This window comes from Caballeronia sp. GAWG1-1 (genome assembly GCF_023631465.1).
In the GTDB taxonomy this organism is placed as follows: Bacteria; Pseudomonadota; Gammaproteobacteria; order Burkholderiales; family Burkholderiaceae; genus Caballeronia.
The window spans coordinates 45292-52641 of record NZ_JALQDB010000056.1; the positions used below are offsets into that span (position 1 = coordinate 45292).

General features: G+C 57.6%; 11 protein-coding genes and 2 pseudogenes. 8 read left to right on the forward strand and 5 right to left on the reverse strand.

Annotation, left to right across the window (positions count from 1 at the left end; genetic code table 11):
- The 3 genes from NCT03_RS31960 to NCT03_RS31970 form a co-directional block, all read right to left on the reverse strand.
- On the reverse strand, positions 1-303 hold the full coding sequence (locus NCT03_RS31960) for a VirB3 family type IV secretion system protein (protein ID WP_250469963.1): 303 nt from the start codon (positions 301-303) through the stop codon (positions 1-3).
- Complete coding sequence (locus NCT03_RS31965; RefSeq protein WP_250469964.1) at positions 300-668, reverse strand: TrbC/VirB2 family protein; 369 nt, start codon at positions 666-668, stop codon at positions 300-302. Before NCT03_RS31965 ends, NCT03_RS31960 begins: the two co-directional genes overlap by 4 nt.
- Before the next feature lie 113 nt (positions 669-781).
- The gene (locus tag NCT03_RS31970) at positions 782-970 is read right to left on the reverse strand and encodes a hypothetical protein (RefSeq protein ID WP_250469965.1); all 189 of its coding nucleotides are present in this window, start codon (positions 968-970) and stop codon (positions 782-784) included.
- Between the two features lie 80 nt (positions 971-1050).
- Here NCT03_RS31970 and NCT03_RS31975 point away from each other — a divergent pair, with 80 nt between their 5' ends.
- The 3 genes from NCT03_RS31975 to NCT03_RS31985 all read left to right on the forward strand — a co-directional run bounded on the left by NCT03_RS31975 (position 1051) and on the right by NCT03_RS31985 (position 2733).
- Entirely contained in the window at positions 1051-1341 is a 291-nt protein-coding gene (locus tag NCT03_RS31975) for an Arc family DNA-binding protein (protein ID WP_250469966.1), read from the forward strand.
- 773 nt (positions 1342-2114) lie between these two features.
- Positions 2115-2393, forward strand: coding sequence for a YlcI/YnfO family protein (locus tag NCT03_RS31980; RefSeq protein ID WP_250469967.1), 279 nt, complete (start codon positions 2115-2117; stop codon positions 2391-2393).
- A 61-nt stretch (positions 2394-2454) separates the two neighbouring features.
- Positions 2455-2733: an HU family DNA-binding protein gene (locus tag NCT03_RS31985; protein WP_250495342.1), complete on the forward strand. Its 279-nt coding sequence runs from the start codon at positions 2455-2457 to the stop codon at positions 2731-2733.
- Positions 2734-2760: 27 nt separating this feature from the next.
- On the opposite strand, the gene NCT03_RS31990 is transcribed toward NCT03_RS31985, so the two are convergent.
- Positions 2761-2964, reverse strand: a complete 204-nt coding sequence (locus tag NCT03_RS31990) for a hypothetical protein (RefSeq protein WP_250469969.1) — start codon at positions 2962-2964, stop codon at positions 2761-2763.
- 214 nt (positions 2965-3178) lie between these two features.
- Between NCT03_RS31990 and NCT03_RS31995 the strand changes: the two genes are divergently transcribed.
- The 5 genes and pseudogenes from NCT03_RS31995 to NCT03_RS32015 all read left to right on the forward strand — a co-directional run.
- On the forward strand, positions 3179-3595 hold the full coding sequence (locus NCT03_RS31995; RefSeq protein WP_250469970.1) for a hypothetical protein: 417 nt from the start codon (positions 3179-3181) through the stop codon (positions 3593-3595).
- Positions 3596-3860: 265 nt separating this feature from the next.
- Positions 3861-4979, forward strand: a pseudogene (locus NCT03_RS32000) (IS3 family transposase).
- A gap of 280 nt (positions 4980-5259) precedes the next feature.
- Positions 5260-5679, forward strand: a complete 420-nt coding sequence (gene tnpA / locus NCT03_RS34450) for an IS66-like element accessory protein TnpA (RefSeq protein WP_284503555.1) — start codon at positions 5260-5262, stop codon at positions 5677-5679.
- Positions 5676-6020: an IS66 family insertion sequence element accessory protein TnpB gene (gene tnpB / locus NCT03_RS32010; protein ID WP_250469971.1), complete on the forward strand. Its 345-nt coding sequence runs from the start codon at positions 5676-5678 to the stop codon at positions 6018-6020. Before tnpA ends, tnpB begins: the two co-directional genes overlap by 4 nt.
- Before the next feature lie 30 nt (positions 6021-6050).
- Positions 6051-6796 (forward strand): annotated as a pseudogene (locus tag NCT03_RS32015) (IS66 family transposase); the annotation flags it as partial.
- Between the two features lie 101 nt (positions 6797-6897).
- On the opposite strand, the gene NCT03_RS32020 reads toward NCT03_RS32015, so the two are convergent.
- A complete protein-coding gene (locus tag NCT03_RS32020) occupies positions 6898-7155 on the reverse strand; it encodes an alpha/beta family hydrolase (RefSeq protein WP_350030052.1) in 258 nt (85 codons plus the stop codon).
- Positions 7156-7350 lie beyond the last annotated feature (195 nt).

Sequence of the window (7350 nt, forward strand, 5' to 3'; positions counted from 1 at the left end):
TTAGCGGGGCGCATAGCGTCGGCATCTCCAGAAGCGCTTGTTCGGACATACCTTTAGATGCGTTGCGGCAGCCAAAATGTCGAACAAGTAAACGTCTTTGAGGCAGATCAGATAACTGGCGAGCAGCAAGAAGGGGATGGCCATGGCCGGAAGCACTGACCGCACGATCATCGCGGCCATGCCAGGAATGTAGAAGCTCAACGCCAGACTCGCGAGCGTCAACCCACCGACCATCGTTGGGCGGGTCATGGCTACAACCAGCGTTTCCCCCTCGTCGTCGTGGAGCCTTTCGCTCACACTCATACGATCGTTCCGGCCGAGCGCGCCTTGAGATCAGAGACGATGTTCGGCGCAAAGAAGACGAGTCCAATTCCGAGCCCCCAACCGCCGAGCGTCATGAGGTCGATGCGACCCGTCTTCCAGCGGTATCCTTGGATCGCCAAGGTGATGATGCCGATGTAGTAGCCCCACTCATAGATGAGCAGTTGTGTGACGGATCGTAAAAAGGCAGTGATCCCGCCAAATGTTCCGGATGCGTCTTGCGCGTGTGCGAGCTGCGGTAACAGGAGGAGGGCGATGACGCAGGCATTAGCCGTCAGGTCGAGAATCATGTCCAGACGATCGGTCTTCTGGATTCGAGCTGATTGGTCGGAGTTCTGAACTTGCATCTTTCGCCCTCTCATGAGTTGAACCTTAGGGTTCGTTGGTTTTTAGGCACTCTCAGTTGCTGATATGCAGTACTAATATTGACAATTTGATATTTCTGTATCGGAGAATATGGTTAGTCGGGTTTTGTTAGATCGAGCGCGATCTTTTCGTCGAGCTGCGAGTGAGATGTTTCCCGCATGCGGATTTTGAGTTCAACGACCAGTTGGGCGTTTCGAGATCGCTCTTCGGCTTTTGCGCGCGAACTGAGCCATTCGTTAAGCTCCTTCGGAATTCGATACTGCGATCGAATAGATTCGCCCATTCTTTCTCCCTTTCATTTTGTCACTATAAAGTGACTTGTAGTCACTATACGTTAGTGTCTGGGTAGTGTCAAATTTAACTATGGAAGATACCCATCGCTCTCAATATCGCTTGCCTTGGCCGCTGTACGAAGAGCTCAAGGCCGCGGCGGAAAAAAACCGCCGCCCGTTGAATGCCGAGCTCATCGCTCGGCTGGAATCAACGTTCCCGCAGTTGACGGTGAATGCTGGCGCGGACCTGACGGCGCTGCACCTCACCATCTCTCGGATGTCTCTGGCGGAACTCATGACGCCAGCCGAGATCATGATGTTTGCGCAACGAATGTTGGAACTTGCGCAGCAGCGAGGCGGCAACACCGACGCACCTCGATAGTGCCTATGGTCATACAAAAGCTCGAAATTGTTCGTAATGTAGTGTCACATTCTTTGTAAGAGTTTGTGTCGTTGCCGCGAATACCGTCATCGTGGATTGGGCCTCAAGAGCTATGAGAAGGGGCTTTTCAGGGCGATGCTGAGTGTGCATAGCGGGTCGGGCTGGAGATGCTCTGATCGTCACACCAGAAAGTGATGTCAGAGTTGTACCCGATCACTGCCAGCATGTTCAAGGGCTTGAATGTGCTGCCAGAAGCCGCTATGGATCTGGATGATGCGACTGAAGGCGGATCTGCGACTCCGCCTGTTTATCGTGATTCCGCGATTGCGATTAACGGTATCGATGCCGTGGGCCTGCTTCAAGCAGCGCGCAGAGGTCACAGGCCAGATTAGCGACACTCGGGTGTTTGAGTGGGCTGCGAAAATCATCTCGCAAGACGAAATGCATGGTCGATTGCATGCGATCCGCCGTGAGGCAGCGAAGGCGACTTACTAGACCTCCTGAGATTAGGCCAGGGTCTGAAAGGCAAGTGCGCGGCGTCGGGTCCCGCGCGCAGATCGCATCAGCATCTGAAGTCATTGCGTGCTTTGCGCGACCACCGACACGACGCGCGTTACCGTTGGGTCAAGCAAATGTCGCAGCGTGCGGTCCGCAGAAATCTACTTGCAATCGCTGGCGGAGATGTTGAGCTGCGACAGTTTCCGCGTGCGCCGTTTGTGAAAAGTAGGCCTGTCAAATCGATGGACAGGCTCGAATGCTTAGGGAGACATGGAATGAGAAGGTCGGCGGAAAATAAATTGCGGGTCGTTGCGGTTCGCGTCGATCCAGTGATCGAGCAACGTCTGCGCGTGCTGGCCGAGGCAACGGGACGCAAGCAGTCGTTTTTTCTGCAGCGAATGATCGAGGACGGGATCGACGCGATGGAAGACATCTGGCTGTCGCCCGAGACGCTGGTCAAAGTTCGAAATGGCGAACTGTCAGACTTGGTAGCGGAGCACGGGACGACTTCAGATTTATTCGATTTAGAAGCGGTCGATACCGAATCAAGGTAACTTCGGTTTTTGCCGCATTCCACAGTGACGAGTGAGTCGCATCAGGACCAGGAGAGAATCAATGAACAAGCAAGAATTGGTAGAAGCAGTCGCGTCGGAAGTGGGGATCAGCAAAAGCGCCACTGAAGAGGCAATCAGCGCTGTCCTGGAAACAATCTCGAAGGAAGTGGCGGCAGGCAGTACGGTTCAGTTCCTTGGGTTCGGCACCTTTGGCCGCGGCGAGCGCGCCGCGCGCACGGGGCGCAACCCGGCGACGGGCGAAGCGAAGGAAATTGCTGCGGCGAAGACCGTGAAGTTCACGGCCGGCATAGCGTTCAAGGACGCCGTCAACGAGTCGTGAGATCTCGGGCGGTTAATGTCGATCCACTTAGAAAAGTTGGCTGCCGAGCGGCGTCAGATTGGTGAGCTTGACAGCGGTCAGGCGCTCCGAGCCATCAGGGTGAATCGATCTGATCATCACGCGTTGGCCTCGTGCTTCACCCAAGACCTCGACGATGCGATCGCCATAGCGTGCGATGGTGCCGCGCGGCGGTTTTCGCCTCATGGTGTTGGATTTGGAAGGAGAGGGCATAGACAGAATGGCTGCTGCGACGTAGGCATTATGCCAAGCCCTACGTCGGAGCCAAGCGTTTGCTACTTTGCTCAGCGCACAGTCGTTTCAGTCGAAAAGGCGTAGTCTGGAACCAATCGCCATGTTCTTCGGCAGCATTGCACTGCTCATCCTTCTTGATGCCGCTGGCAAGCTCAGCCCGCTGCTCGGTAGGAATGCTTCCTGACACGCCACCATGCCTAACAAGCCCAAGCACGCGAAAAGCGCCCGTCGCGCGCCGCTGACTCGAACACAGTTGCTGCCGATCGCACCGACGACTGCACGCAAGTTTTCATTGGAAAATCATCTGGCGCTGGTGGCGATGCGCAGTGGACGAGGTAATGCCGATCTTGCAAGCACACTCATCAAAATGCTGTATTTGACCTTTCTCGTGTGCGAAGGGGACCGGCTTGATCCCCAGATCGAAGCCTATCTCGAAGCCGAATCGATTCTCCGGGCAAGCATTGACGATTCATTGACGACGGAAGGCTGGCAAATTGCCGACAATCAGTGCGAGCCAATCAGCTGGTGTTGTGCGCGCATGACGAGCAACTCGCGTCGACACCGCTACATCGATTTGAGGTCGCGAAGCGACGACTTGATCACGTCTTGAAAGCAGGGCGTTTTACGGATCTTGATGCGATGTACCCGATGCGCGAGTGAAACGCCGCATCGGTCAGGCATCACGTCATTTCGAATCGGTATCGAACCCGTGCGCGAACGCTTAAGCTCTTTTTTGCTGTCAGATGACTGGTTTTTTGTTCCGCTAATTCCCACAATTGGCGGCGCCTGGTTGCGACTGCGAAGTCGAGCTGACCTGCCCCGGTACTTTGAGACCGAATTGATCTAGGATAACGGCGCATCATACGGAGCGCGTCATGAAGAAGAGTCGATACAGCGATGAGCAGATTGTTCGGATCTTGCGAGAGGCGGACAGTGCGCCGATTGCCGAGGTGGCAAAGCGACACGGTGTCAGCGACGCGTCGATTTACGCGTGTCGCAAGCGATTTGGCGAAATGGTCAGTGACGACGTCAAGCGATTGAAGGCGTTAGAGTTCGAGAACAACCGACTGAAGAAGCTCGTGGCGGAGCGTGACCTGGAAATCGAGGTCATGAGGGAGATTTCCGCAAAAAAATGGTAAGCGCACAGGCACGCCGCGAGCAAGCCCGCTATGCCATTTCGCGTGGGCTGAGTCAACGACGTGCGTGTGCGCTGATTCACGTCAGTCGCGCCAATCTCGGTTACATCAGCATCATGCCGGGCAAGAACGGCCCGATCGTGGAGATGATGCGACGCCTCTCGGGTGATTATCCCCGCTTCGGCTCGCGGCGCATCCGCATCATGTTGGGTCGCGAAGGGATCATCATCGGCAAGGAGCGGTGCAGCCGATTGGGCGCAAGCCGGTCTTCAGGTGCCTCGCAAACGGCGTCGACGCCGCCTCGCCGGTTCGCGTCCCCGGCCGCTTGCTCCGAGCGCTCGCAACGCCGTATGGAGTTTCGATTTCGTCTTCGATGCGTGTGCCAACGGCCAGCAACTGAAATGTTTGACGGTCGTCGACGAGTACACGCGTGAGTGTTTGGCCATCGATGTGTCTGGCTCGATCCGATCGGCTAGAGTCATTGAAGTGTTGAGCAAGCTGATCAGCGTTCACGGCGCGCCACGCTATATGCGAAGTGACAACGGCCCAGAGTTTGTCAGCGCAGCGTTGCTCAAGTGGGTGGTATCGGAGAAGATCGAATCGGTGTTAATCGATCCCGGCAAGCCCTGGCAGAATGGCACGAACGAAAGCTTCAACGGTAAATTCCGTGACGAATGTCTTGCCATGGAATGGTTCCGCAATCGGATTGAAGCCAAGATCGTGATTGACGACTGGCGACGGCATTACAACGAGGTTCGACCGCATTCGAGTCTGAACTACGACACGCCGCTGGCGTACCGCCAGCGCTTAGAAAGAAATTCAACCCAAGCCGTTATTGCTAGAACGCAGTGGTCTTAGAAAAACGGGCAGGTCAGAGCGTCTGTGTCCAAGCATCAGGCTGCGATCGAGGCTATGCGACAGACCATCTGCTGATGCTGTTAACGAAGTGTTTGAGCGGGCGAGTGCATCACGGCGAGTTCGCCGGCTCGGCGTCCCGACTACCCTACAAGCATTCCCGCGCCTGCACAGGTAACGCACACGAACTATCCTGCGGGTAAGCGACTCGGCACGACCGTTTCACAGTACTGAATTTCTCGATGCATGATAAGCGCGTTCAGATTGACGGAGACAGTCAGCCATGTCGAACGCAGCGGGCCGTACGCATCCCCGTCGCACGTATGCGCAAGAATTCAAGCAGCAGGTGATCAGGGAGACATTGGAACCCGGCATGTCAGTGTCGATTGTTGCGCGACGGCACGACATCAACGCCAATGTAGTGTTTGGATGGCGCAAGCAATACCGTGAAGGTAAGCTGCCTGTCCCTGCACTCGAAGCCGCGTCGAGCGTGCCCAGCATGAATTTGCTGAGCGTCGAGGTGGTTGACTCGGCATTGGTACTGCAGCCGCCGGAGTCGGCAATGGCGTCGCAAGCGCCACGCGGCGTACCGATGCCGCCCCCTGCGTGCGAAATCGAGGTGGAGATTGGCAAACGGCGTGTGAGGATTCGCGGCCTGTCTGCCGAGCGCGCCGAAGCGTTCCTGCAGGATTGTCTGAAGTGATCGCGCTGCCGGCAGGTACGCGCGTTTGGCTCGTGGCCGGTGCGACCGATATGCGCTGCGGCTTCCAGGGGCTGGCCGCGAAAGTGCAGACAGCGCTCAAGGAGAATCCGCTGGGTGGCAACGTATTCATCTTCCGCGGCCGCCGCGGCGATCTCGTGAAGCTGCTTTGGGCAACCGACGATGGCCTCTGGCTGCTCGCAAAGCGATTGGAGCGAGGCCGGTTTATCTGGCCACAGGCCGACGGTGGAAAGATCCATCTAACGAGCGCACAGCTGTCAATGCTGCTCGAAGGCATCGACTGGCGACACCCACAACGCACCGCCGCTCTATCGATGTTGTAAACCACATCGAAGGCTCGTAAACTGCGACGCATGTCCAGAGATGCGCCGCTTCCCGCCTCCGTCGCTGAGCTCCAAGCTTTGGTGCTCGCGCAGCAGGCGTCGATCGAGAACATGGTGCGGGAGATTGCCGCACGGGACGACGAAATCGAACGCTGAAGGCGCAGATCGACAAGCTCAGGCGGATGTACTTCGGGAGCAAGTCCGAGAAACTGGCCCGGCAGATCGATAAACTGGAGGCGCAGCTGGAAGACCTGACGGCCGGTCAGGGCGCGGCCGAGACGCGAGGACACCGAGACAAGACGTCGACGGCGCCGCCCGGTCGAGCGCCCACGCGAGAGCCGCTGCCGCCGCACTTGCCACGCGATGAAATCGAACTCACACCGAATCCGGCTTGCCCCAAGTGTGCGACAACGATGCAGCGACTCGGCGAGGATGCCTCCGAGCAACTCGCGCGCGTGGCAGCTGCGTTCAAAGTGATCCGCACGATCCGTCACAAGCTGTGCTGTCCTGACTGCGGCCACATCGAACAGCCCGCGATGCCCAGCCTGCCGATCGAGCACAGCATCGCGCATCCGAGCCTGCTGGCCGACATTGCGGTATCGAAGTTCGCCGATCATCAGCCGCTGTATCGCCAATCGGAGATTGCGGCACGCGACGGCGTGACGCTGGATCGCGCCAGCATGGGCCGCTGGATCGGGCAGATCGCCGAGCTCTGCGGGCCGCTTGTGGAAGCAATCCAGCGCTACGTGCTGGTCGCCGGCAAAGTACACGTCGACGCCTACGCCTTAACCGGATAGATCTGGATAGATTTGGATAGATCATGTCCACGATTGCTGATCATGGACACGATCCTCCGTCTTGATCCATATGAATTCCATCATGCCTCACGCGCGCACGAATGAGGAACTGGCCCAGCCGAGTCGCTTATTCCTGCGGCGAAGAACCACGCCGACATCGATCGTGCGAGTCCGAGCACGACCTCCGCGTCGGTCCGGCCGGAGGACGCGCGCACGTGGAACGAATGATCTGCGTCATCCATCAGATGCAGCGTGGCGCGCGGCGCCAGCGGTTCGACGACCGACCGCAGCAGGTGAAGCTCGGCCAGCTTGTCGCGCGTGCCCTGCAGGAAGAGCATTGGCACCGTGACGTCCGCAAGGTGCTGTGTGCGTATTTCGGACGAAGGTGACCGGCCGTTTCGGGATCGTGACCGGCGATTTCGGCAACGTGACCGGCCGTTTCGGGAACGTGACCGAACGGACCGGACGACAGGACTGGCGTTGCGCATGACATCAACCACGCGAGCTATGCTCGCCGGCTTTGGCCGGAGAAA

Coding starts and splice junctions, on each gene's coding strand:
- NCT03_RS31985 (WP_250495342.1), top strand. CDS start 2,455: ATGAACAAGCAAGAATTGGTAGAAGCAGTCGCGTCGGAAGTGGGGATC.
- NCT03_RS31960 (WP_250469963.1), bottom strand. CDS start 303: ATGAGTGTGAGCGAAAGGCTCCACGACGACGAGGGGGAAACGCTGGTT.
- NCT03_RS31965 (WP_250469964.1), bottom strand. CDS start 668: ATGCAAGTTCAGAACTCCGACCAATCAGCTCGAATCCAGAAGACCGAT.
- NCT03_RS31975 (WP_250469966.1), top strand. CDS start 1,051: ATGGAAGATACCCATCGCTCTCAATATCGCTTGCCTTGGCCGCTGTAC.
- tnpA (WP_284503555.1), top strand. CDS start 5,260: ATGTCGAACGCAGCGGGCCGTACGCATCCCCGTCGCACGTATGCGCAA.
- NCT03_RS32020 (WP_350030052.1), bottom strand. CDS start 7,155: ATGCTCTTCCTGCAGGGCACGCGCGACAAGCTGGCCGAGCTTCACCTG.
- NCT03_RS31990 (WP_250469969.1), bottom strand. CDS start 2,964: ATGCCCTCTCCTTCCAAATCCAACACCATGAGGCGAAAACCGCCGCGC.
- NCT03_RS31995 (WP_250469970.1), top strand. CDS start 3,179: ATGCCTAACAAGCCCAAGCACGCGAAAAGCGCCCGTCGCGCGCCGCTG.
- NCT03_RS31970 (WP_250469965.1), bottom strand. CDS start 970: ATGGGCGAATCTATTCGATCGCAGTATCGAATTCCGAAGGAGCTTAAC.
- NCT03_RS31980 (WP_250469967.1), top strand. CDS start 2,115: ATGAGAAGGTCGGCGGAAAATAAATTGCGGGTCGTTGCGGTTCGCGTC.